Raw genomic sequence first — 22,542 nt, 5'->3', positions numbered from 1 at the left:
GGGGGTGTCACGGACGATCGTCGGGTGCCTCCGTGCCCGGCGGCCTGCGAGGATGGTCCCATGGACGATTCGACGCGACCCCAGCGGCTGGGCGGACGGGGCCTCACCCCGGTCTCGCCGCGGCTCGTGCCCGCCCGCTACATCGCCGCGGTCCCGTGGTGGGTGATCTCCCTGGCGATCGCGATCGCCTGCCTCGTGCTGGGCCTGCGCCTGGGCTGGTGGTGGCTCGAGGTGCTCGCGATCGTGCCGATCCTCTGGTGCCTGCCCGGGGTCCTGCTCACGCCGCGCCGCGTGCGGGCGATCGGCTACCGGGCGGGGGAGGAGGAGCTGACCCTCGCGAGCGGACTGATGTTCCGCTCGGTCACCTCCACCCCCTACGGCCGCGTGCAGTCCGTGGAGATCCACGAGGGCCCCGTCGAGCGCCGATACGGGATCGCCCGACTGTCCTACTCGACCGCATCCGACGACGCCGACGGCACCATCCCCGGGCTCCCGCGCGAGGACGCCGAGGAGCTCAAGGAGCTGCTCACCCGGCGCGGCATCGAGAGGATGCAGTCGCTGTGAGCGCCGAGGACGCAGCAGACGGCCCGGCCGGGCAGGACGGTTCCCGTCGCACCCATCCGCTCACGCCCCTGCTGACCGGCTGGAAGATCTTCGCCGGCGTGATCGCCGTGATCGCGGCCCAGAACCTGGCCCAGCTCGTCGACGAGTTCACCGTGCGCCGTGCGCTGCTGGGACTGGGCGCGCTCGCGATCGCCCTCGTCATCGCGGTCGGCGTCAGCGCCCTGACCTGGTGGCGGACCACCTACGAGATCTCGTCCGACGGGGTCACGCGACGCTCGGGCCTGCTCACCCGCACCGGCCGCACCGCTCCGCGCGAGCGCATCGAGTCCGTCTCGGTCGAGCGTCCGGCGGTGCCGCGCCTGCTGGGCCTGGCGAAGGTGCGCGTCGAGTTCGCGGGCGGCTCCGAGTCCCATCTCGACATCGCGTACGTCACGGCGGCCGATGCCGACACCATCCGCACCGAGATCCTCGACGTGACCGTCGGGCGGCAGGACCGGACGGCGGGGGAGGCCGGCGCAGCCGCCGAACGCCCGACCGCCGAAGGCCCGGCCGCCGAGGGCCCGGCCGCCGACGGTGCGGCCGGCGTTCCCCCGCAGGGCCCCGTGTCCCCGGCGGAGGAGGCGCCCGGGGCTCCCGCCCGCGATCGCGGCCTGCGCGAGAACCTGCGCGAGGTCGCCTACGACGGCGTCACCGACGGCGATCTCATCGCGCAGATCCCCACCACGCGTCTCCTGCACGCGATGCTGCGCGACGTCGGCTGGCTGATCGGGCTGGTCATCGGCGTGGTCTGGATCATCGTCGCGGCCGTCATCGCCTGGCGCACCGACGGCGCGGGCGCAGGGCTGATCGCGGCCGCGCTGCCCGCGATCGTCGCGGTCCCGCAGGCGGTGCTGCATCGCCTCGAGGGCGGATGGGGCTTCGTCTCCCGCGACACCGACCGCGGACTGCGCATGCGCCGCGGCCTGTTCTCCACACGCACGGACAACCTCGGTGCCGGACGCGTGCAGGACCTGCGGCTGCGCCGCCCGCTGCTGTGGCGCGGACCCGGATGGACCGAGGCGCGGGTGAGCGTCGCCGGCATCGGCGAGGACGACTCCTCGGCGGCGACCAGCGCCCTGCCCGTGGGCACCCGCGAGGAGCTGCTGCGCACCCTCGGCCACCTGCTGCCCACCCTGGGTACCGAGGACGACGCCGCGCTGCTGGACCGCCTGCTCACCGCCCGCGCGCGGGATCTCGGCGGCATCGGACCCCGCCATCGGCTCTTCGTCATCGGCCGGCGCACCCGCCGCGTCCTGCTGCTGCCCGGCGCGCTCGTGCTGCGCAGCGGCGTGATCACCGCGAAGGTGCAGATCGTCCCGCGCGAGCGCATCCAGGGCCTGAGCCTCGCGCAGGGCCCCGTCGGCCGCATGACCTCCACCGCGACCCTCGCGGTCGGGGTCGCGGCGGCCCGCGCCGAGATCGCCGGGGTCGACATCGCCGACCTCCTCGAGCTCGAGGACGCCCTGCGCCCGGACGCCGCGCAGGGCCGCCGCTACCGCGATCGCGACGACTGGCCCCGACCGCCGCTCGGACCCCACGCGCACGCGCCGTCGGCCCCCGCCCCGATGTCGGCTCCCGACCCGGCCTCAGCCCCGGTCCCCGCCGCGGCCGCCGCCACGGCTCCGGCGCCGACCCCGGACCCGGAGGAGGACGCATGAGCGCCCCTCGCCTGGGCGTCGGCATCATCGGCGCCGGCCGCGTCGGCGCCGCCCTCGGCGCCGCCCTGCGCGCCGAGGGGCACGCGATCACCGGTGCCTACGCCGTCTCCGACGCCTCCCGCGAGCGCGCCGCGCAGATGCTGCCGGACGTCCCCCTGCTCGAGATCGACCGGATCGTCGAGCGCAGCGAGCTCGTCCTGCTGGCCGTGCCCGACGACCAGCTCGCACCGCTGGCCGCGGGCATCGCCGCGACGGGCCTCGCCCCGGGCGGGCAGATCTTCGCCCACACCTCGGGCCTGCACGGCATCAGCTCCCTCGCCCCGCTCGAGCGCACCGGCGCGATCGCCCTCGCCCTGCACCCCGCGATGACGTTCACCGGCACCGCCGCAGACCTCCCGCGCCTGGTCGGATGTCCGATCGCCGTGACCGCCCGCGAGGCCTTCCTGCCGATCGCCCAGGCCCTCGTCGTCGAGATCGGCGCCGAACCGGTGACCCTCGCCGAGGGGGACCGCGCGCTCTACCACGCGGCCCTCTCCCACGGCGCGAACCACCTGGTGGTGCTCGTCGACCAGGCGCGCGAGCTGCTCGCCAGGATCGGCATCGACCAGCCGGGGGAGTACCTGCGCCCCCTCCTGACCGCCGCCCTCGAGGAGTCCCTGCGGCGCGGCGCGAGCGCCCTCACCGGACCCGTCTCCCGCGGCGACGCCGGCACGGTCGAGGCGCACCTCGATGCGCTCGCCGAGGCCGACGGGACGGCGGGCGCCCTGTCTCCGGCCGACAGCGCCCGCACCTACCGGGCGCTCGCCCGCGCGGCGCTCTCGCGCGCGGGGCTCGGCGCGGCCGAGGAGAGCGCGATCCGTGAGATCCTTCGGGAGCCCGACGCAGGGGAGTGACCTGCGGGCCGACGCGCGTCGGAACGGGCAGGACCAGGAGGAGCAGATGACCGAGCCGGCCACCCAGCTGGTGACGACGAAGGACGCGCTGCGCGCCGCCCGCGCGCAGTTCGAGGGCCCCGTCGCGGTGGTGATGACGATGGGCGCCCTGCACGAGGGGCACCTGAGCCTCGTCCACCGCGCCCGCGAGGTCGCCCGCCACGTGATCCTCACCGACTTCGTCAACCCTCTCCAGTTCGGCCCCGGCGAGGACCTCGAGACCTACCCGCGGGACATCGACGCGGACCTCGCGCTCGTCGACGGCCTCGTCGACCTCGTCTTCGCGCCGTCGGTCGAGGAGATGTACCCCGTGCTCCCGCCCGCCGTGAGCGTGAGCGCGGGCCGCCTGGGCACCGCCCTCGAGGGCTCCGCTCGGCCCGGGCACTTCGACGGCGTGGTCACCGTCATCACCAAGCTCCTGCAGCTCACCGCTCCCGAGATCGCCGTGTTCGGCCGCAAGGACGCCCAGCAGCTCGCCATCGTCCAGGCCCTCGTGCGCGACCTCGACCTCCCGGTCCGGATCGAGGCGGCGCCCATCGTCCGCGAGCCCGGCGGGCTCGCCCGCTCGAGCCGGAACGTGCGCCTGGGCGCCGAGGGCCGCACGCACGCCCTCGCCCTCTCACGAGCGGTGCGCGCCGCCGAGGCCGCCGCCCCGTCGGCCCCCGGGATCCGCGCGGCCCTCGCGGACGCCGTCGCCGCAGGATCACCCGGAGTGCGCTGGGACTACGCGCTCGCCCTCGACCCCGTGACCTTCGAGGAGATCGGCGACGACCACGAAGGCGAAGTGCTCGTGGTGATGGCCGCGCACGTGGACGGGGTGCGGCTCCTGGATGCGGCTGTGGTGGAGGCGACACCGTCCTGAAGACCACCCCGCCTGGGATACGCCGGGCCGGTGATGCGAGAATCACCCCTATGACTGCACAGCCCCCCAGCGATCAGCATCGCGCCCCGGACGCCCTGGACACCTCCGACCAGATCGCGGTCCGCAAGGCCAAGCGCGAGCGGCTGATCGAGCGGGGCGAGGAGGCCTACCCGGTCTCCGTGCCGGTCACCACCACGATCGCCGCGGTGCGCGAAGCCTACGGCCACCTCGAGGCCGGCCAGGAGACGCAGGACGTCGTCGGCGTCGCCGGGCGCGTGGTCTTCCAGCGCAACACCGGCAAGCTCTGCTTCGCGACCGTCCAGGACGGCGCGGGCGAGCGCCTGCAGATCATGCTGAGCCTGGCCGAGGTCGGCGAGGAGCGCCTCGGCGCCTTCAAGGCCGACGTCGACCTGGGCGACCACGTCTTCTTCCACGGTCGCGTGGGGGCCTCGCGCCGCGGCGAGCTGTCGATCTTCGCGGACTCCTGGGCGATGGCCGCCAAGGCCGTGCGCCCCCTGCCCGTGCTGCACGCGGACCTCTCCGAGGAGTCCCGCGTGCGCCACCGCTACGTGGACCTCATCGTGCGCGAGGAGGCCCGCGCCTCCGTGCGCCAGCGGGCCGAGGTCATGCGCTCCCTGCGCTCGTCGTTCCAGGACCGCGATTTCGTGGAGATCGAGACGCCGATGCTCCAGGTGATCCCCTCGGGCGCGGCGGCGAGGCCCTTCGTCACCCACATGAACGCCTTCGACATGGACCTGTTCCTGCGCATCGCCCCCGAGCTCTTCCTCAAGCGCGCGGCCGTGGGCGGGCTCGAGCGGGTCTTCGAGATCAACCGGAACTTCCGCAACGAAGGCGCTGATTCCACGCATTCGCCGGAATTCGCGATGCTCGAGGCGTATCAGGCCTACGGGGACTACAACACGATCGGCGAACTCACCCGCTCCCTCATCCAGGAGGCGGCGGAGGCCGCGACCGGTTCGCAGGTCGTCACTCTCGCGGACGGAGAGGAATACGACCTCTCGGGGAGCTGGGACCGGATCACCGTCTACGGATCCCTCTCGGAATCCCTGGGACAGGAGATCACGCCGGAGACGACTCCCGAGGAGCTGCGGAAGATCGCACGCTCGCTCGATCTGGATCTCGACCACCCGAAGTTCGGCCACGGGAAGCTCGTCGAGGAGCTCTTCGAGCACCGGGTCTCCGATCATCTCCACGCACCCACGTTCGTCCGCGATTTCCCGGTCGAGACCAGTCCGCTGGTGCGCGCGCACCGCGAGACGCCGGGCGTCGTGGAGAAATGGGACCTGTACGTGCGCGGATTCGAGCTCGCGACCGGATATTCCGAGCTCGTGGATCCCGTCGTCCAGCGCGAGCGCTTTGAGCAGCAGGCGCGCCTGGCCGCCGCCGGCGACGACGAGGCGATGCGCCTGGACGAGGACTTCCTCGAGGCCATGGAGTACGCGCTCCCGCCCACCGGCGGCATGGGCATGGGGATCGACCGCCTGCTCATGGCCATCACCGGCCTGGGCATCCGCGAGACCATCACCTTCCCGCTCGTGAAGCCCGAGGCCTGAGATGGACAGCGGATTCCTGTACGAGGCCGGCTCCCTCCTCCCCCCGATCGGCGTCGGACTGCTCTTCTGGTTCACGATGCGCGCGATCCTGAGGGCCGACCGCCGCGAGCGCGAGGCGGAACGGCAGGCGGAGCGCGAACTCCGTGCCCAGCAGGGGAACTCGGGAGACCATCCGGAAGCTCCCTGAACACGATTGTTATGAGATGGTCAATGCCTCGCGGGATTCATCGGCTGGCGAACGCCGCGGCGGGCATTTCGTGTTCTGATTGAATTCTCAGGTGCGGTGTGCAGATAATAGGGCGCGTCCAACACCTGTTAGGCGCTCCACACGCATCAAGGAGAACCACCCCATGGCACGGAAGACTTTCGTTGAACTCATCGACGACGTCGACGGGTCCAAGGCCGAGGAGACGGTGAGCTTCTCGCTCGACGGCGTCGCCTACGAGATCGATCTCTCGGACGAGAATGCGGAGAAGCTGCGCGAGGAGATCGGCGAGTGGGTCGGCCGCGCGCGCCGCGTGGCCGGGCGTCGCATCCGCGGCACGGGCAGCGGCTCCACCTCCACCTCCTCGAACGACTCCGCGAAGATCCGCGTCTGGGCCCGCGAGAACGGCCGCGAGGTCTCGGACCGCGGTCGTATCCCCGAGGAGCTCCGCCAGGCCTACTACGCCGCCAACTGACGGCGCGGCGCCGCGCCTCGGCGCCTGAACGGCACGCCGGCCTCGAGCCCCACGGCTCGACCCGCCGCCCCCGGGACGGCCGGATCGACGAGGGCCCCGGGACGCATCAGCGTCCCGGGGCCCTCGTGCATGCGCGGACGATCGCGTCGCCCCTCGACGTCACCAGCCGCGGATGCTCCAGGAGGCCGAGTGCTCGGCGCCGGGGGAGAGACGCACCAGGTCCTCGCCGCTGCGGAACGCATCGGGCGGGCAGGTCATCGGCTCCACCGCGAGCCCCTTGCGGTCGTTCTCCGGTTCCGGGCGGTCGCCGGTGTGCACCTGCACCCACGGGCAGGACCCGTCGGCGGAGATCTCGACCCCTGTCCCGCCGGGCGCGGTCGCCGTGACGCGCCAGCGGCCGTCGGCCCCGGGGGAGAGGTCGGTGAAGGCGTGGTCGAGGAAGCGGTCGCCGATCGGGCGCGCCCGCCGCAGATCGAGATCCGAGCCCGCCTCGACCGCACGGGTGCCGACGGGGAGCAGGCGGTCAGGGGTGACCTCGAGGACCGTCGACGCCGGGCACGAGAGCGTCCACTCGTCCAGCTCCTCGGGGCCCGCGAGCAGGTACGGGTGCGGGCAGACCCCGTAGGGGGCGTCGGACGATCCGAGGTTGCGGGCGGTGACCGTGGTGGTCAGCCCGCTCTCGGCGTCGACCCGGTGCTCGACCCTCATCTCGAGGGCGAAGGGGTATCCGGTGGTCGGGTACAGCAGTGTGCGCAGCGTGAGGGCGGAAAGGCCCTCCTCGGCGACCTCGTAGGCCTGGAAGCTCAGCAGCCCGTGCAGGGCGTTGTTCCGCTCGACCTCGGTGATCGGGACCTGCAGCTCCTGCCCGTCCCACGTGTACCGGCCGTCCCCGATGCGGTTCGGCCACGGGGCGACGACCGCGCCGCGGTAGAACAGCATCGGGCCCTCCGCGGGGCTGCGCAGCAGCAGGTCGCGCCCGCCCACGGTGAGCGATTCGAGGGTCGCGCCGACCTCGGACACCTCGGCCGCGTACTCGCCGGCGGCGATCCTGTGCAGCGCGCCGCGATCGCGCACGGAGCCGTCGGCCCCGGCGGTCGCGCTCGCTCCGGGCGTCGCGCCCGGCATCGTCTCCTCGGCCATGGCGATCAGCTGTCCTCGAGGCCCAGCAGGTGGGCGGTGCGGGCGAGGGACGCCGACGCCGCCGCCGGGTCCTCGGACAGGTGGGTGCCGAAGCTCGGGATGATCTCGCGGATCCGGGACTCCCAGGTGCCGAAGCGGTCGGGGAAGACCTTCTCGAGCATGCCCAGCATGATCGTGGTGGCCGTCGAGGCGCCGGGGGAGGCGCCCAGCATGCCGGCGATCGAGCCGTCGGCCGCGGTGATCAGCTGGGTGCCGAACTGCAGCACGCCCACCTTCTTGGGGTCGGGGGCGATGACCTGGACCCGCTGACCGGCGGTGATGAGCTCCCAGTCGTCCGCGCGGGCCGAGGGCATGTACTCGCGCAGCGCGTCGAAGCGCTTGGCGGGGGAGGCGACGAGCTCGCCCGCGAGGTACTTCATGAGGTCCAGGTTCGGCGGGGCGACGGCCATCATCTGCGCGATGTTCCCCGGCTTGATCGACTCGAACAGATCGAGGTTCGAGCCCGCCTTGAGGAACTTCGGCGACCAGCCGGCGTAGGGGCCGAACATGAGCGCCCGCTTCCCGTCGACGTAGCGGGTGTCCAGGTGCGGGACGCTCATGGGCGGGGCGCCGACGGCGGCCTTCCCGTACACCTTCGCCTCGTGGCGCTCGATGATCTCGGGGTCGGTGCAGCGCAGCCACTCGCCGGAGATCGGGAACCCGCCGAATCCGCGGATCTCGGGGATCCCGGAGTCCTGGAGGATCGGCAGCGCGTTGCCGCCGGCGCCCACGAACACGAAGGGCGCGCGGACCACGCGCACCTCGCCGGAGGTCGAGCGGGCCATCACGCCCCAGTCGCTGCCCATGCGCCGCAGGGAGGTGACCTCCCAGCCGGTGGAGACCGTGGTGCCGGCCGACTTCGCCACGCCCAGGAGCTCATGGGTCAGACGTCCGAAATCGACGTCGGTGCCGTCGGGGGAGTGGGTCGCGGCGATCGTCTCGGTCTCGGGGCGCGCCTCGGTGACCAGCGGCGCCCACTCGCGCAGCTGCTCGTGGGAGGTCGTGAACTCCATCGAGTCGAACAGCGGGTTCTTTACGAGCGCATCGTGGCGGCGGCGCAGGTAGTCGACGTTCTCCATCCCGTGGACGAAGCTCATGTGCGGCACCGGGTTGATGAAGGCGCTGGGGTCCGTGATCTTCCCGGTCTCCACGAGGTGCGCCCAGAACTGGCGGCTCACCTGGAACTGCTCGTTGATCGAGATCGCCTTCGCGGGGCTCACCGAGCCGTCGATGTCCTGCGGGGTGTAGTTCAGCTCGCACAGGGCGCTGTGGCCGGTGCCGGCGTTGTTCCAGCCCTGGCTGGACTCGAGGGCGACGTCGTCGAGCTTCTCGAGCACCTCGATGCGCCAGCTCGGCTCGAGGTCGGTCAGCAGGGCCGCGAGGGTCGCGCTGGCGACCCCACCCCCGATCAGCACCGCATCCGCTCGGGTCACGTCCACCGTGAGCTCGCCCATGACACTCCCGTCCTCATCGCTGATGTGCTCCGAAGAGGCTACCCCGGTCCACCTGGGCGGGGTGCTCGTCCGACGGAGGGCGGGCTGTGGTCCGCGGCACGGCGCGGCATCATGCGGGGCGCGAGACGGTGCGCGAGGGCGGACCCGTCAGGACGCGAGGGCGCGCCCGCGCGCCGCCCCGGGCCCCGGCCGACTCTCTGATGAGGTGGGTGCATGTCCGACGACGTGCATCCCGAATCCCCGCCGTGCCCCGTCCCGCCCTCGCGACCGATGGAGCCGCTGCGGCCGACGCCCGAGCAGCTGGCATGGCAGCGCGAGGGGCTGGGCGTGTTCTTCCACGTGGGTGTGAACACCTTCGCCGGTCTGGAATGGAGCGACGGGACCCTCTCGCCCGGCATCTTCGACCCCTCCGACCTGGACGCCGACGAATGGGTGCGCACCGCGCACGACCTCGGTGCCGCCTACGTGGTGCTCACGGCCAAGCATCACGACGGCTTCTGCCTGTGGCCCACCGCGACCACGGACTACAGCGTCCGCTCGAGCCCGTGGCGGCAGGGTCGGGGCGACCTCGTCGCCGAGGTCGCCGCGGCCTGCGAGCGCTGGGGTCTCGGTCTCGGTCTGTACCTCTCGCCCTGGGACCGGCACGCTCCCGAGTACGCGGATCCCGCGCGCTACGACGCCTTCTACCTCGAGCAGCTGCGCGAGCTGTGCACGGGGTACGGGCCCCTCCACGAGCTCTGGTTCGACGGCGCGGGCTCCGCGGGCCGCGAGTACGACTGGGACGCCATCGGCGATCTCGTCGACGAGCTGCAGCCCGGGGCGATGGTGTTCAACATGGGGCGCGCGACCATCCGCTGGGTGGGGAACGAGGACGGGCTCGCGAGCGACCCCGTGGAGTACGTCACCAGCAGCGCCGACCTCAACAACTATGACGACGACATGATCGAGACAGCTGCCCCGCGCTACCTCCCGCCGGAGTGCGACGTGTCCCTGCGCGACGGCTGGTTCTGGCAGGAGCACGAGCAGCCGAAGTCCCTCCCGCACCTGCTCGCGATCCACGACCGCTCGATCGGCCTGGGAGCGAACCTGCTGCTGAACATCCCGCCCGACCGGCGCGGCCGCATCGATCCGGCCGACGCGTCCCGGGTCGCCGAGCTCGCCGCGGCCCTGCGCGCCCGGTTCGGGTCGCCGATCCCGGCACGCAGGGAGAGCGTCGGCACGGGGGCGGCACCATCGGACGACGCTCCTGAGCTCCACGACTCCTCCTCGTCCGTCTCCGCGGTCCTGCGGCTGCCCGGGCCGACGACCTTCGATCATGTCGAGCTGCGCGAGCACCTCGAGGACGGCCAGCGCATCCGCCGCCACCGGCTCCTCGACTCCCGGGGCCGGGAGCTCGCGGCCGGCGGCACCGTCGGCGTGCGCAGGATCCACCGGCTCCCCGCGTCCGTCACCGCTGACGAGATCGTCCTGGAGATCGAGGGGGAGGGCGGCTCGATCGATGCGGCCTGTGTGCACGACGCCCGCGGGACCGTCGTCCCGGACCTCACCGGGGCAGGCTCCGCCCCGACCACTGCGCCGGACCGACCTCTGCCGAGCTGATCGGCGGGATCTCCGGGTCGCGCGCCGTCACGCCCGCGGCGAACAGCCATCGATCGGCGGTGGGGTTCCGACTAGTCTCGATCCATCACCACCGCCCGATGGGGGAGAGACATGTTCGAACGCTTCACCGACCGCGCGCGTCGCGTCGTCGTCCTCGCACAGGACGAGGCCCGCCTGCTGAACCACAACTACATCGGCACCGAGCACATCCTCCTCGGCCTCATCCACGAGGCCGAGGGCGTGGGCGCGAAGGCCCTCGAGGCGCTCGGGGTCACCCTCGACGCCGCCCGGGACCAGGTGCGGGACATCATCGGCGAGGGGAACCAGGCCCCCACGGGTCACATCCCCTTCACGCCGCGCGCCAAGAAGGTCCTCGAGCTCTCGCTGCGCGAGGCGCTCCAGCTGGGCCACAACTACATCGGCACCGAGCACATCCTGCTCGGCCTGCTGCGCGAGGGCGAGGGCACCGCGGTCAAGGTGCTCTCCCGTCTGGGCGCCGAGCCCGCCGCAGTGCGCCAGGAGGTCATCGAGCGCCTGTCCGGCTACCAGGGCAAAGAGCCCGCGAACGCGGGCGGCCCCGCGGAGGGCCAGCCCGCCGGCTCGCTCGTGCTGGACCAGTTCGGCCGCAACCTCACCCAGGCTGCGCGCGACGGCAACCTCGACCCGGTCATCGGCCGCGAGCACGAGGCCGAGCGCGTCATGCAGGTCCTCAGCCGCCGCACCAAGAACAACCCGGTGCTGATCGGCGAGCCCGGCGTGGGCAAGAGCGCCGTCGTCGAGGGCCTCGCCCAGTCGATCGTGCGCGGCGACGTGCCGGAGACCCTCAAGGACAAGCAGCTGTACACGCTGGACCTGGGCTCGCTGGTCGCCGGCTCGCGCTACCGCGGTGACTTCGAGGAGCGCCTGAAGAAGGTGCTCAAGGAGATCCGCACGCGCGGCGACATCATCCTGTTCATCGACGAGATCCACACGCTCGTCGGCGCGGGGGCGGCCGAGGGCGCGATAGACGCCGCGAGCATCCTCAAGCCGATGCTCGCCCGCGGCGAGCTGCAGACCATCGGCGCGACCACGCTCGAGGAGTACCGCAAGCACATCGAGAAGGACGCCGCGCTCGAGCGCCGCTTCCAGCCGATCCAGGTCGACGAGCCCTCGATCGCCCACACGATCGAGATCCTCAAGGGGCTGCGCGACCGCTACGAGGTGCACCACAAGGTGACCATCACCGACGGCGCCCTCGTGGCCGCGGCGAACCTCTCGGACCGCTACGTCAACGACCGCTTCCTGCCGGACAAGGCGATCGACCTGATCGACGAGGCCGGCGCGCGCCTGCGCATCCGCCGCCTCACCGCGCCGCCCGAGCTCAAGGAGTACGACGAGAAGATCGAGGACGTCCGCAAGCGCAAGGAAGAGGCGATCGACGGCCAGGACTTCGAGAAGGCCGCCTCGCTGCGCGACGAGGAGCAGACCCTCAAGACCGAGCGCGACGAGCGCGAGGACGCATGGCGCAACGGCGAGACCGACGCGGTGACCACAGTCTCCGAGGAGGTCATCGCCGAGGTGCTCGCCGCCTCGACCGGCATCCCGATCGTCAAGCTCACCGAGGAGGAGTCCTCGCGCCTGCTCCACATGGAGGATGAGCTGCACAAGCGCGTCATCGGGCAGAACGAGGCCATCAAGGCGCTCTCGCAGGCGATCCGCCGCACCCGCGCCGGCCTCAAGGACCCCAAGCGTCCCGGCGGCTCGTTCATCTTCGCGGGCCCCACGGGCGTCGGCAAGACCGAGCTCGCCAAGGCCCTCGCGGAGTTCCTGTTCGGCGACGAGGAGTCCCTCATCCAACTGGACATGTCCGAGTTCGGCGAGAAGCACACGGCCTCGCGGCTGTTCGGCTCGCCCCCCGGGTACGTCGGCTACGACGAGGGCGGCCAGCTCACGGAGAAGGTGCGTCGCAAGCCCTTCAGCGTGGTGCTGTTCGACGAGGTGGAGAAGGCCCACGTGGACATCTTCAACTCGCTCCTGCAGATCCTCGAGGACGGCCGCCTGACCGACTCGCAGGGCCGCGTCGTGGACTTCAAGAACACCGTGATCATCATGACCACGAACCTGGGCACCCGCGACATCGCCAAGGGCGTCTCCATGGGCTTCACCGCCGGCGGGGACCTCTCCACCGACTACGAGCGCATGAAGTCGAAGGTCCACGAGGAGCTCAAGCAGCACTTCAAGCCCGAGTTCCTCAACCGCGTCGACGACGTGGTGGTCTTCCCGCAGCTCTCCCAGGAGGAGATCGTGCAGATCGTCGACCTCATGGTCGCCAAGCTCGGCACGCGCCTCGCGGAGAAGGACATGGACATCGAGCTCACCGAGGGCGCCAAGGAGCTGCTCGCGGAGAAGGGCTACGACCCCGTGCTCGGCGCGCGTCCGCTGCGCCGCACGATCCAGCGGGACATCGAGGACGCGCTCAGCGAGCGGATCCTGTTCGGCCAGGTCTCGGCGGGCGACCACATCGTCGTCGACTCCGAGGGCGAGGGCCTGCTGGGCGAGCTCGTGTTCCGTCGCCGCACCGACGGCGGATCGCTCGAGGCCCTCTCGGACGACGTCTCCGTCAGCGCGATGACGGAGGCCCGCACCGAGGACGCCGCCCACCCGGACGTGCCGGAGGGCGAGGACTCCTCCGGGGCCGACGGAGGGACCGGCGCGGACGACGGATCCGGCGCTGCATCCTCCGAGGACACCGATGTGAGCTCCTCGCGCTGACCTCCGGGTCGGCAGAGGAGTGAGCGCCCGGCGCCCTGAGGGCGCCGGGCGCTCTCGCCACAGGTACGGCGCAGTCGGACGGAGAGGCGGAGCGCGATCGTGGGAGTGGGCACGTTCCAGGCGTGGATGACCGGTCTGCAGGACTGGATCGTCGCCGCGGGCGACACCTGGTGGGTGCACCTGGTGGTGTTCGCGCTGTGCGCGATCGACGCCTTCTTCCCCACGGTCCCCAGCGAATCGGTCATCGTCGCCCTGTCCTCCCTGTGGGCGTCGTCCTCGGTGCCCCCGATCTGGCTGACGGTGCTCGCGGCCTGGGGCGGCGCCTTCCTGGGCGACAACATCGCCTACCTGATCGGACGCACCGTGGGCTGGGAGCGCTTCGGCTTCCTCCATCGCGGACGCGGACTGAAGGCGGTCCAGGCGGCGGAGCGCGGCCTGGACCGGCGCGCCCTGCTCTTCCTGATGACCGCCCGCTACATCCCCTTCGGCCGCACCGCCGTGAACCTCACGGCCGGTGCGGTCCGCTATCCCTGGCGCCAGTTCTGGCACCGCTCGCTCGCCGCGACCTTCGTATGGGCCGTGTACTCGTGCGGCATCGGCGCCGTGGCCGGCAGCTGGTTCGAGGACAACCATCTGCTCGCCATCACGGTCGCCGTGGTCATTGCGGTCGTCGTGGCCCTCGTCGTCGAGCGCCTGGTCTCCCTCATGAACCACCTCCTGGACGGCCGCCACGAGCGCGCCGCCCAGCGGGCCGAGGAGGAGGCGGCGCTGCGGGAGCGCGGGAACTCCGACGAGGAGCCGCCGGCCGCGAGCGCGCCGGGAAGCGCCGAGGACGATGCGGGGAGCGGGGACGACGGGCCGGTCCCGACCGCCGGGGTCGCCGGCGGAGACGTCCCTCCCGTGACGCCGCGCGAGACGGGTGACGGCGAGAAGGTCGAGGCGAGTAGCGTCGGGGAGCACCAACCGTCGGACGAGGACCGATCGGCCGAGAACCCGGGGGCCGAGAGCGACGCCGACACGGACCCCCGAAGGACGGCATCCCCCGCATGAGCATCGAGCTGCGCCCCGCGCTCCCGGCCGACGTCCGGGCCATCGACCGCCTGGTGCAGCCCCTCGCCGCCCGCCAGATCCTGCTCGGCAAGGAGCTCGTGGTCTACTACGAGGCCATCCAGGAGTTCCTCGTCGCGGTCGACGAGGACGGCACCGTGATCGGCTGCGGCGCGCTCCACGTGATGTGGGAGGACCTCGGCGAGGTGCGCACCCTGGCCGTGAGCGAGGAAGCCCGCGGCACGGGGCTGGGCCATCGGATGCTCGAGGCGCTCCTGCAGCGCGCCCGGGACCTGGGGCTCGAGCGCGTGTTCTGCCTGACCTTCGAGGTCGACTTCTTCGCCCGTCACGGCTTCCGCGCCATGAGCCCGGATCCGCTGCCGCCCGAGGTCTACGCCGAGCTGCTGCGCTCGAGCGACGAGGGCGTGGCGGAGTTCCTGGACCTCGCGAGGGTCAAGCCCAACACCCTGGGCAACACACGGATGATCCTGCGCCTGGCCGACGCACAGGTCTGACCCGCGGCTCCCACGTCAGGGCAGGCGAACGGTTCGGTCTTCGACCACAGCGAGGCCGTCGGCGACGAGGGAGTCCAGGCAGCGCGGCACCCTGTCGTCGGCCTCGTCGGTGCGCAGCTGCGCGATCCGCTCCCTGCTCGCGGGCCCCTCGCGCAGCAGCGCCATGATCCTGCCGCGCATCTGACGGTCGGTGCCCTCGAAGGCCTGGGTGCGGGCACGTGTCCCGGAGTCCGCCGGACGTCCCTTGGCCAGCCATGCGCAGTGCGGGGCCAGCGGGCAGACCTCGCAGTGCGGGGAGCGGGACGTGCACACGAGCGCGCCGAGCTCCATCACCGCCTGGTTCCAGCGCACCGACCGCTCGGTCTCGGCGGGAAGGACCTCGGTGGCCAGCGCCCGCTGGGATGCGGTGAAAGTGCTGCCGGGGAAGGCCTCCCCGCGCACGCAGCGCACGAGCACCCGTCGGATGTTGGTGTCCGCGACCACCGCGCGCTCATGGTGGGCGAAGGCGGTGACGGCGGCCGCGGTGTACTCGCCGATCCCCGGCAGGGCCCGCAGAGCCTCGAGCCCGACGGGCACCTCTCCGCCGTGCTCCTCGACGATGGCGCGGGCGCAGGCCTGCAGGCGCAGCGCACGGCGCGGGTAGCCCAGGCGGTCCCATGCGCGCAGCACGTCGGCCGTCGGCGCCTCGGCGAGATCCTGCGGTCGGGGCCAGCGCCGCATCCACTCCTGCCAGCGGGGGAGGACCCGCACCACGGGGGTCTGCTGGAGCATGATCTCCGAGACCAGGATGCCCCAGGCGCTCGCATCGCTCGCCCGCCACGGCAGCTCGCGTCCTGCGCGGGCGAACCAGTCGATCACCGCGTCGATCCCGCTGCCGTCGAGCAGCCCGACGGGGTCGGGAGCGGTCACGGGGGATTCGGCGGGCACCCGGGCACGGTACCGCACGGGCGGGACGGTCGGGCCTGCGGGAATCTCCGTGCCCGGGCATGAGAAAGACGGGGCGGGACCGTACGGTCCCGCCCCGTCCCTGCGCCGTTCTCACGGCGTCACGCGGAGTCTCCGGCAGGGCCGGAGGGGTTCCTTCACTGCTGCGGGGTCTGGCCCGGCGTGCTCGAGTCCTTGTTCTGGAGGGCGTCGCGGATCTCGGTGAGCAGCGCGATGTCCTCCGGGGTGGCCTCCGGGGCGTCGGGGTCCTCGCCGCGACGGATCATGGCCATGCGACGGGCCTTGGCCATCGGCAGCACGAACACGAAGTACACCACCGCGGCGGTGATGAGGAACGTGATGACGGCGGAGATGACCTCGCCGACGTTGATGAACGTGTTCTCGTTGCTGGAGATGAGCTGGTAGCCCAGGCCGATGCTGTCCGCACCGCCGGCCGCAGCCACGATCGGGTTGATGATGTACGTGACGAAGGCGGTGACCAGAGCGGTGAAGGCACCGCCGATCACGACACCGACGGCGAGGTCGATGACGTTGCCCTGCATGACGAAGTCCTTGAAGCCCTTCACGGTGCTTTCCTCACTGCTCGGAGACGCGGGGGATCGGGTGACACAGTGGATGCTGGGGAAGCACCCGCTGGGGAGATTAGAACATGATCGCGATCTCGAGCCAGCCTTCACGCACGGCGTGAGCGACTTCTCCCGTGTGCGACGGATCCACGGCGACGAGGATCTCCACAGCATCCGTGCTGGACACGGCGCCCATCGGGCCCGTCGCCGTCGCGTCGGCCGGGACCTCGACGACCATCGCATCGATCCTGCGCGTGTCACCGGGCATCTCGGTCGAGACGACGAGGCTGAGCTCGTCGCCCGAGGCGAGGTGCGGCAGCAGCGCGGGGGGCACGGGCACGACCACCACGGCCCGTCCCGCGAGCGGCGGGGACTGCGCCTCCTCGCGCAGCCTCTGCGGGGCGAGAACCTCCCCGGCGCCCACGCCGCGCGAGAGGCGCAGGCCCTCCAGCCGTGAGGGATCCGAGGTCGAGTCCTCGGGGACGAGTGCATCGGCGACCTCGGCCTCGCGCAGGTCCCCGGACTGGATCACGCTGCCCGCGGGGAGGTCGTGCGCGGCCACGAGCACGCCGCGCGCATCGGCCGACGCGGGCAGCAGCCCGGGCAGGACCGCCACGGCGAGCAACGCGGTGAGCAGGATGCTCAGCAGGCGCCGTCGCCGACGGACGGCTCGATGCCAGCGGGGGAGGGAGTCGTGCAGTCGTCGCAGCATGCCCCGACGCTAGGGCGAGCTGGTGGGCGCCGGGCGTCGCCCGTCGTCACTGTGGACGACGGGGTGATGTGGAGGAACCGACGGCGGAGCGCTCAGTCCGCGGCGGAGGCGGCCGCAGGGGCCTTGGACGAGCCGCTCGACGCGCTCGAGGTCTCCTTCGACGAGGAGGCGCTGCTCGAGGAGTCGGAGGAGCTCGAGGAATCGGACGAGCTCGTGGAGTCCGAGGAGTCCGACGACGCCGAGGAGGCGGTGCGCGAGGACGCGGAGTCCGTCGAGTAGAAGCCCGAGCCCTTGAACACGACGCCCACGCTGTCGAAGACCTTGCGCAGAGCGGACTGCCCGCACTCGGGGCAGAGCTTCAGCGAGTCCTCGCTGAAGCTCTGGTACTTCTCGAAACGATGGCCGCAGTTCTTGCAGGCGTACGCGTACGTGGGCACTAGGGTCCTCCACATCCAGGGTGATCGGCGCCTCCCGAGGCGCCCGCACGAGCTTACCGCCGCGCGGGGTCCACCAGCAGGACTGCCCGGGGTGATGCTCGACGCGCCCCTCGCCGTCAGTGGCGCCCGGAAGGCGCACCGCCCGGGCAATGATCCCGGCCCATCAGGACCCGAGCCGCTCCACACCGTCGGTGGTGAGCACGGCGTGCGCCGGGCGGTCGTGGGCCTCGCGCGGCAGGGCGTCCGGGGCCAGGACCTCCCAGGGATGGACGACGGCGACGACCACGGCCGTGCGCGCGTGGTCGAGCGCTCTGTCGTAGTAGCCGCCGCCGTGCCCCAGCCGCGTGCCGGAGCGGTCCACGGCGAGGGCCGGGGCGAGCACGAGATCCGTCCGGGCCAGGGCGTCGGCGCCCTCGCGCGGGCCCGACGGCTCCCTGCCGAAGCCTCGCGCGGGAGGCGGCGAGAGCGGGGAGGTCCCGTCCCATGCGGCCCAGTCGATCCCCTCGCCCGCATGCACCGGCAGCAGGATGCGGTGGCCGCGATCGGCGAGCATGCGCAGCAGCATCCGCACGTCGGGCTCGGTGGGCGTCGGGTCGAAGGCCGCGATCCGCAGCCGGCCCGTCGCGCGGGGCAGGAGGGCGAGCACCTCGTCGGCCCGGCCCGCGAGTCGCGCGTCCTCGTCGGGTGAGCGATGGGCGGTCGCGGCGCGCTCGGTGCGCAGTCCCGTGCGCAGGGCCCGCTTGCGCACGGCTGGGGCCTGCTGAGAGTTCTCCTCCACGGCCCCAGCATGGCACCGCGGACGCCGCCCCCGCGATGGCTACGATGCCCGGATGCCCCCTGTCTGGCCGCTCGTGCTCTCGGATGCGGAACTCACCCTGCGTCCGCTGCGCCGTCGCGACCGCCGTGCCTTCGAGACGCTGCTGGTGCGCAACCGTGAATGGCTCTCGCCCTGGGACGCGACGGACCCCGAGCGCCGTCGGCCCCGGCCCACCCATGCGGAGTTGCTGCGCTGGTCGGAGCGGGAGGGGCGCGCCGGCCGCCACCTCAGCCTGCTGCTGTGCGCGGACGGCCGACCCACGGGCCAGGTGAGCGCGGGACCGATCCTGTACGGCGCGCAGTCCTCGGCGACGATCGGCTACTGGATCGACCACGCGCGCGCCGGCCGCGGGTATGCGCCGCGCGGCGTCGCCCTGCTCGTCGACCATCTCTTCGCCGAGGTCGGGCTGCACCGGGTGGAGATCAACATCCGCCCCGAGAACGAGGCCAGCCTGCGGGTCGCCCGCAAGCTCCACCTGCGCGAGGAGGGGCTGCGCGAGCGGTTCATCCACGTCGACGGCGCCTTCCGCGACCACCTGAGCTTCGCCCTCACGGCGGACGAGGTCGAGACCGACGAGCGCGGCAGGGGAGTGCTCGCGCGGTATCGGCGCGAACACATGGGCGCCACGGGCGCGTCGTGACCAGCTGAATCACAGCCGTGTCATTAGGGTGGGCGAGGTGGAGACCTTCAACCTCGGGGCTGTCCTTTTCGCCCTCCTGCTGCTCGTCTGGGTCGGCTATGCCGTCCCGCGCAGCGCGGAGCGCCGGGAGCTGATCTCGAGAGCGCGCGACGCGATGCGCTCCCGGGACTCCCGCACCGCGCGGGATCTCTCCGAGGCCGCCCACTCCCGCCCGAGAGCCCGTGAGGTGCACGTCATGAATGACGACCGTCTGCTGCTGCGTCCCGCCGATCCGACCGCCCGCCCGCGCTTCGACGCGTCCCCGGGCACCCGCGTCGACCCCTTCGAGGAGGCCGGGCGCCAGCGACGCACCCTGCGCGTGGTCCTGCTCGCCCTCGCCCTGGTGACGATCGGGGTCGGCGTCCTCGCCGGCGTCTCGATCCTGCCGGTGTGGAGCGTGCTGCTGCCGCTCGCGGTCCTCGCCGCCTACGTGGTGGGCCTGCGCCGCGCCGAGCTGGACCGCCGGTCCCGTCTGCGCCGCGCCGCCGAGCTGCGAGACGCCGGCACGACGGCCTCGGCCACCGCGTCGAGCCCCGCCGGCAAGGGCGCCTCGGCCGAAGAGGCCTCGCAGGTCGCAGCACCGACTGCTCGGTCGGACGAGCGCTCCACCAGCGCGACGACCGCGCGCACCCAGGCCGACGCCGCCGCGCAGACGGAGGAGCACGCGAAGCTCGGCGAGGAGATCGAGTCCGCGAGCGCCGCCCTCGCCGCGCCCGGCGAGTGGATCCCGCGCCCCGTGCCGCGTCCGTCCTACGCCCTGCGCGGCGAGGTCGAGGATCTCGCCACCCGCCACGCGGCCCACCGCAGCAGCGTCGCCCCTCAGCATGTCGCGCTCGAGGTCGAGACCGACGACGTGGCCGACGAGGCCCTGCACGAGGAGCCGCAGCGCACGCCCGCCCCGGATCTCGGCCTCGACGAGATCCTCGCGCGGCGCCGCGCCTGAGACCCTGAGCCGACCCCAGCCCGCGCCAGCCACAGGAGGCACAGTGACCGCACCCGAGGAGCTTCTGGAGGCGGCCGAGGCCGCCGCGTCCCTCGCCGCCGACTACGTGAGGGGCCTGGATCGCACCGCCCTGCAGCGGGAGTACAAGAACGACAGTCACGACATCGTGACCGCCCACGATCGCGCGTGCGAGGAGATCATCGTGCGCGAGCTCGCGCGCCGCGTGCCCGGCGCCCGCGTGATCGGCGAGGAGGGCGGCGAGCGGCCCGGCGCCGGGGCCGACGGCGGCGCCTCCGACTCCGAGATCACCTTCTACGTCGACCCGATCGACGGGACCAGCAACTTCGCGGCCGGGCTGCCGTTGTTCTGCGTCTCGATCGGGGTCGCCGTCGGCGGAGAGCTGGTCGCGGGAGTGGTCGACGCGCCCGTGCTCGGCGAGGTGATCGGCGCGGCCGACGGACCGGTGCGGCTCAACGGGGTCGAGATCGCCGGGCGCCCGACCCTCGCCGCGAAGGACGCGCTCGTCCTCACCGGCTACCCGGGGTACCGCGCCTACAGCGAGCTTCCCGAGCTGTCCGCGGCGCACGGACGGCGCCTGTCCGACGGGGTCTCGGCGGTCCGCCACCTGGGCTCGGCCGCGCTCGAGCTCGCGTACGTGGCGCTGGGCCGCGCCGATGCGACGATGCTGCCCTCGATCAACGCCTGGGACGTCGCCGCCGGATTCCACCTGGTCCAGAGCGCGGGCGGCAGCCTGCGCACGTGGCCCGGGACCACGGGACAGGGGCGGCCCGTGCAGGAGCAGCCCGCATACGTCGCGTGCACCGGCCGCGAGCGCCTCGCAGTGCTCGACGAGCTCATGGACGAGGTGCAGGCGGCCCGCGACGAGCGGGTCGCGTGAGAGCGGGCGACGGCAGCTGCGGAGGCTCCCCTCCGGCTCCGTGACCGGTCGCTGTGATCCTCGTCAAGGCGGCTCCGAGCGGTCGTGAGCACCGGCTTCGCGATGCTAGGCTTGCCAGGTCGCCATGCGGCACGGGGCTTTAGCTCAGTTGGTAGAGCGTTTCGTTCGCAATGAAAAGGTCAGGGGTTCGATTCCCCTAAGCTCCACGGCACGACAGAAGGCCCCTCACCAGGACGGTGAGGGGCTTTCTTGTTGTGACGAAGCGATGCCTACTTGAGGTGACCCAAGGTCGGGATGCCCATCAGGTTGCCCATGCTGGAAGCGGATGCCCAACGCCCTCCTCGTACTGTCCTGGCCGATACAGCCTCATCTGTCCCAGCCCAGGCGCAGACTTCCCTCATGGGGAGCATGCGTGAGCGGGATGCGGAGTGGGCGCACGAGGTGCGGATGAGGATTGAGCAGCGAGTGCACCCGTTCTTCGAGCCGCCCACCCCGCCGGCGGACGACGAGTGGGCGCGGCGCGGTGAGGAGTCGCAGGACCCGGGCGACTGGGAGGCGGCATGAGCGAACTGCGCGCGGTATCCGCGCTACCACGCCCACCACGACCTCATGTCGGCCGCAGAGCGCGTCGTCTCCGGGTACCGGCGGACCGTGGACGCCCGTGGGGTACACGCACAGCAGCCGGGATGCGTCACTGCCCGCCGAGACCGTCCGGGTGACCGTGGACCGGGAGTATCTGGACCTGACCGTGGACGAGTGGATGGATCAGCTCGACGCGGCGGAGCCGTACGTGCTCGCGTGGGTGAGCCCGCGCGTGAACCTGCAGGGCGCGAAGCTCACGACGTCGCGGGGGCGCCCGGACCCGTACTGGAAGGACGCTCTGCGGGAGGCGAACCCGGGCCGGACATGACGAAACGCCCCACCCTCATTCGGGAGGGCGGGGCATTTGCGCGTGGTCAGGCAGTCTTCGTGACCGTGGGGGCGGAGACGCCGATGTCATCTCCCGCTCCGGTCCCGCTCGTCGCAAAGGTCCAGCGGAAGCGGAAGCGGATCTGCGCTTTCTGCGTGATGGTGATGGTCACCGTGTCACCAGTCCTGGACGAAATCGCTCCGGACGTTGTCGTGAAGTTGATGAGGTTGCCGGTGGTTGCACCCGTGTCCTGCAGCACCACGTCAGCCCGCAGTTGAAGATTACGAGGATTCGCGTTGTACAGACGCGAGTCGAACTTGAATGCGTAGGTCCCCGGGGCCAGACAGGCCGTGGGGCTCTGGAGAGTCGTTGTCGACGTCACGTTGGCTGGCGGATCTGCGACGAGAACCGCGGCGTTGGCAAGGTTGTTGTAGGAGGAGGAGTACTCCACAGCAGGGGCGGTTGATGGGTCTCGCGACATCGTCCATTTCGAGATGCCCGAGGTGAAAGTGAAGCTCTGCTGAACCTGCGAGGCTGATTGCGGAGTGCAATTGGCGGAGGCGGCGTAGGCGGGTGCTGCTGTGCTGACGACGATGGCGGGCGTCGTCCATGCCACGCCTTTTACGAGGCTGCGACGGTGAATGTGCCGATCAGTCTGGCTGGGCGATTCGCTCACGTGCTCTCCCAAGGGACGAAAGTGTGCGGCCTGATCCCCCACTGGGGCCGCGCATACGCACGGTATCAATGCGGAGCTCGGTACCCTCTCGACTCTCGTGGATAC

General features: G+C 72.0%; 24 protein-coding genes and 1 tRNA gene. 17 read left to right on the top strand and 8 right to left on the bottom strand.

Annotated elements, in window-relative coordinates:
- Window positions 1-60: 60 nt before the first annotated feature.
- The 7 genes from M4486_RS07255 (at window position 61) to M4486_RS07225 (ending at window position 6,309) form a co-directional block, all read left to right on the top strand.
- Window positions 61-564, top strand: a complete 504-nt coding sequence (locus M4486_RS07255) for a PH domain-containing protein (protein WP_249480488.1) — start codon at window positions 61-63, stop codon at window positions 562-564.
- Complete coding sequence (locus M4486_RS07250; RefSeq protein WP_249480485.1) at window positions 561-2,261, top strand: PH domain-containing protein; 1,701 nt, start codon at window positions 561-563, stop codon at window positions 2,259-2,261. The genes M4486_RS07255 and M4486_RS07250 overlap by 4 nt, the downstream gene beginning before the upstream one ends.
- A complete protein-coding gene (locus tag M4486_RS07245) occupies window positions 2,258-3,154 on the top strand; it encodes a Rossmann-like and DUF2520 domain-containing protein (RefSeq protein WP_249480481.1) in 897 nt (298 codons plus the stop codon). Before M4486_RS07250 ends, M4486_RS07245 begins: the two co-directional genes overlap by 4 nt.
- A 46-nt stretch (window positions 3,155-3,200) precedes the next feature.
- Entirely contained in the window at window positions 3,201-4,055 is an 855-nt protein-coding gene (gene panC, locus M4486_RS07240) for a pantoate--beta-alanine ligase (RefSeq protein ID WP_249480479.1), read from the top strand.
- A 50-nt stretch (window positions 4,056-4,105) separates the two neighbouring features.
- Window positions 4,106-5,629 carry a lysine--tRNA ligase gene (gene lysS / locus M4486_RS07235; RefSeq protein ID WP_249480476.1) on the top strand — a complete coding sequence of 508 codons (1,524 nt, stop codon included), beginning with the start codon at window positions 4,106-4,108 and terminating at the stop codon, window positions 5,627-5,629.
- Between the two features lies 1 nt (window position 5,630).
- On the top strand, window positions 5,631-5,816 hold the full coding sequence (locus M4486_RS07230) for a hypothetical protein (RefSeq protein ID WP_249480475.1): 186 nt from the start codon (window positions 5,631-5,633) through the stop codon (window positions 5,814-5,816).
- Window positions 5,817-5,979: 163 nt separating this feature from the next.
- On the top strand, window positions 5,980-6,309 hold the full coding sequence (locus tag M4486_RS07225) for a histone-like nucleoid-structuring protein Lsr2 (protein ID WP_249480473.1): 330 nt from the start codon (window positions 5,980-5,982) through the stop codon (window positions 6,307-6,309).
- A 159-nt stretch (window positions 6,310-6,468) separates the two neighbouring features.
- Here M4486_RS07225 and M4486_RS07220 read toward each other — a convergent pair whose 3' ends face one another.
- Both M4486_RS07220 and M4486_RS07215 read right to left on the bottom strand, forming a co-directional pair.
- The gene (locus M4486_RS07220) at window positions 6,469-7,449 is read right to left on the bottom strand and encodes an aldose 1-epimerase family protein (RefSeq protein ID WP_249480472.1); all 981 of its coding nucleotides are present in this window, start codon (window positions 7,447-7,449) and stop codon (window positions 6,469-6,471) included.
- Window positions 7,450-7,454: 5 nt separating this feature from the next.
- Window positions 7,455-8,942, bottom strand: a complete 1,488-nt coding sequence (locus M4486_RS07215; protein ID WP_249480470.1) for a malate:quinone oxidoreductase — start codon at window positions 8,940-8,942, stop codon at window positions 7,455-7,457.
- A gap of 213 nt (window positions 8,943-9,155) precedes the next feature.
- Here M4486_RS07215 and M4486_RS07210 point away from each other — a divergent pair, with 213 nt between their 5' ends.
- From M4486_RS07210 to M4486_RS07195, 4 genes are all read left to right on the top strand, one after another.
- Window positions 9,156-10,541: an alpha-L-fucosidase gene (locus M4486_RS07210; RefSeq protein WP_249480468.1), complete on the top strand. Its 1,386-nt coding sequence runs from the start codon at window positions 9,156-9,158 to the stop codon at window positions 10,539-10,541.
- A 111-nt stretch (window positions 10,542-10,652) separates the two neighbouring features.
- Window positions 10,653-13,292: an ATP-dependent Clp protease ATP-binding subunit gene (locus M4486_RS07205; RefSeq protein ID WP_249480467.1), complete on the top strand. Its 2,640-nt coding sequence runs from the start codon at window positions 10,653-10,655 to the stop codon at window positions 13,290-13,292.
- Between the two features lie 99 nt (window positions 13,293-13,391).
- Window positions 13,392-14,342, top strand: a complete 951-nt coding sequence (locus M4486_RS07200; RefSeq protein WP_249480465.1) for a DedA family protein — start codon at window positions 13,392-13,394, stop codon at window positions 14,340-14,342.
- Entirely contained in the window at window positions 14,339-14,854 is a 516-nt protein-coding gene (locus M4486_RS07195; RefSeq protein ID WP_249480463.1) for an amino-acid N-acetyltransferase, read from the top strand. The genes M4486_RS07200 and M4486_RS07195 overlap by 4 nt, the downstream gene beginning before the upstream one ends.
- Before the next feature lie 15 nt (window positions 14,855-14,869).
- On the opposite strand, the gene M4486_RS07190 is transcribed toward M4486_RS07195, so the two are convergent.
- From M4486_RS07190 to M4486_RS07170, 5 genes are all read right to left on the bottom strand, one after another.
- Entirely contained in the window at window positions 14,870-15,781 is a 912-nt protein-coding gene (locus tag M4486_RS07190) for an HhH-GPD family protein (RefSeq protein ID WP_429798328.1), read from the bottom strand.
- Between the two features lie 155 nt (window positions 15,782-15,936).
- Complete coding sequence (mscL, locus tag M4486_RS07185; protein ID WP_249480461.1) at window positions 15,937-16,365, bottom strand: large conductance mechanosensitive channel protein MscL; 429 nt, start codon at window positions 16,363-16,365, stop codon at window positions 15,937-15,939.
- A gap of 76 nt (window positions 16,366-16,441) precedes the next feature.
- Window positions 16,442-17,077, bottom strand: coding sequence for an SAF domain-containing protein (locus M4486_RS07180; RefSeq protein ID WP_249480459.1), 636 nt, complete (start codon window positions 17,075-17,077; stop codon window positions 16,442-16,444).
- Between the two features lie 92 nt (window positions 17,078-17,169).
- A complete protein-coding gene (locus M4486_RS07175; RefSeq protein WP_249480457.1) occupies window positions 17,170-17,514 on the bottom strand; it encodes an FmdB family zinc ribbon protein in 345 nt (114 codons plus the stop codon).
- A 163-nt stretch (window positions 17,515-17,677) separates the two neighbouring features.
- Window positions 17,678-18,292 carry a 5-formyltetrahydrofolate cyclo-ligase gene (locus M4486_RS07170; RefSeq protein ID WP_249480455.1) on the bottom strand — a complete coding sequence of 205 codons (615 nt, stop codon included), beginning with the start codon at window positions 18,290-18,292 and terminating at the stop codon, window positions 17,678-17,680.
- A gap of 52 nt (window positions 18,293-18,344) precedes the next feature.
- Between M4486_RS07170 and M4486_RS07165 the strand changes: the two genes are divergently transcribed.
- The 6 genes from M4486_RS07165 (at window position 18,345) to M4486_RS07140 (ending at window position 21,761) form a co-directional block, all read left to right on the top strand.
- Window positions 18,345-18,971, top strand: a complete 627-nt coding sequence (locus tag M4486_RS07165; RefSeq protein ID WP_249480453.1) for a GNAT family N-acetyltransferase — start codon at window positions 18,345-18,347, stop codon at window positions 18,969-18,971.
- Window positions 18,972-19,008: 37 nt separating this feature from the next.
- Window positions 19,009-19,953, top strand: a complete 945-nt coding sequence (locus M4486_RS07160) for a hypothetical protein (protein WP_249480451.1) — start codon at window positions 19,009-19,011, stop codon at window positions 19,951-19,953.
- A 43-nt stretch (window positions 19,954-19,996) separates the two neighbouring features.
- Window positions 19,997-20,851 carry an inositol monophosphatase family protein gene (locus M4486_RS07155; RefSeq protein WP_249480449.1) on the top strand — a complete coding sequence of 285 codons (855 nt, stop codon included), beginning with the start codon at window positions 19,997-19,999 and terminating at the stop codon, window positions 20,849-20,851.
- 133 nt (window positions 20,852-20,984) lie between these two features.
- A tRNA-Ala gene (locus M4486_RS07150) sits at window positions 20,985-21,057 on the top strand.
- Between the two features lie 193 nt (window positions 21,058-21,250).
- The gene (locus M4486_RS07145; RefSeq protein ID WP_249480446.1) at window positions 21,251-21,415 is read left to right on the top strand and encodes a hypothetical protein; all 165 of its coding nucleotides are present in this window, start codon (window positions 21,251-21,253) and stop codon (window positions 21,413-21,415) included.
- Between the two features lie 97 nt (window positions 21,416-21,512).
- Window positions 21,513-21,761 (top strand): hypothetical protein, encoded by a 249-nt coding sequence (locus tag M4486_RS07140; protein ID WP_249480444.1) that lies wholly within the window; start codon window positions 21,513-21,515, stop codon window positions 21,759-21,761.
- A 46-nt stretch (window positions 21,762-21,807) separates the two neighbouring features.
- Here M4486_RS07140 and M4486_RS07135 read toward each other — a convergent pair whose 3' ends face one another.
- The gene (locus M4486_RS07135) at window positions 21,808-22,437 is read right to left on the bottom strand and encodes a hypothetical protein (protein WP_249480442.1); all 630 of its coding nucleotides are present in this window, start codon (window positions 22,435-22,437) and stop codon (window positions 21,808-21,810) included.
- Between the last annotated feature and the right edge of the window lie 105 nt (window positions 22,438-22,542).

It is taken from the genome of Brachybacterium kimchii (assembly GCF_023373525.1).
Taxonomy (GTDB): domain Bacteria; phylum Actinomycetota; class Actinomycetes; order Actinomycetales; family Dermabacteraceae; genus Brachybacterium; species Brachybacterium kimchii.
This window is presented reverse-complemented; position numbering and strand designations above follow the sequence as displayed.

Excerpts from the sequence above, each read along its gene's own strand:
- M4486_RS07255 (WP_249480488.1), top strand. The coding sequence starts at position 61 with ATGGACGATTCGACGCGACCCCAGCGGCTGGGCGGACGGGGCCTCACC.
- M4486_RS07245 (WP_249480481.1), top strand. The coding sequence starts at position 2,258 with ATGAGCGCCCCTCGCCTGGGCGTCGGCATCATCGGCGCCGGCCGCGTC.
- panC (WP_249480479.1), top strand. The coding sequence starts at position 3,201 with ATGACCGAGCCGGCCACCCAGCTGGTGACGACGAAGGACGCGCTGCGC.
- lysS (WP_249480476.1), top strand. The coding sequence starts at position 4,106 with ATGACTGCACAGCCCCCCAGCGATCAGCATCGCGCCCCGGACGCCCTG.
- M4486_RS07230 (WP_249480475.1), top strand. The coding sequence starts at position 5,631 with ATGGACAGCGGATTCCTGTACGAGGCCGGCTCCCTCCTCCCCCCGATC.
- M4486_RS07225 (WP_249480473.1), top strand. The coding sequence starts at position 5,980 with ATGGCACGGAAGACTTTCGTTGAACTCATCGACGACGTCGACGGGTCC.
- M4486_RS07220 (WP_249480472.1), bottom strand. The coding sequence starts at position 7,449 with ATGGCCGAGGAGACGATGCCGGGCGCGACGCCCGGAGCGAGCGCGACC.
- M4486_RS07215 (WP_249480470.1), bottom strand. The coding sequence starts at position 8,942 with ATGGGCGAGCTCACGGTGGACGTGACCCGAGCGGATGCGGTGCTGATC.
- M4486_RS07210 (WP_249480468.1), top strand. The coding sequence starts at position 9,156 with ATGTCCGACGACGTGCATCCCGAATCCCCGCCGTGCCCCGTCCCGCCC.
- M4486_RS07205 (WP_249480467.1), top strand. The coding sequence starts at position 10,653 with ATGTTCGAACGCTTCACCGACCGCGCGCGTCGCGTCGTCGTCCTCGCA.
- M4486_RS07195 (WP_249480463.1), top strand. The coding sequence starts at position 14,339 with ATGAGCATCGAGCTGCGCCCCGCGCTCCCGGCCGACGTCCGGGCCATC.
- M4486_RS07180 (WP_249480459.1), bottom strand. The coding sequence starts at position 17,077 with ATGCTGCGACGACTGCACGACTCCCTCCCCCGCTGGCATCGAGCCGTC.
- M4486_RS07165 (WP_249480453.1), top strand. The coding sequence starts at position 18,345 with ATGCCCCCTGTCTGGCCGCTCGTGCTCTCGGATGCGGAACTCACCCTG.
- M4486_RS07145 (WP_249480446.1), top strand. The coding sequence starts at position 21,251 with ATGGGGAGCATGCGTGAGCGGGATGCGGAGTGGGCGCACGAGGTGCGG.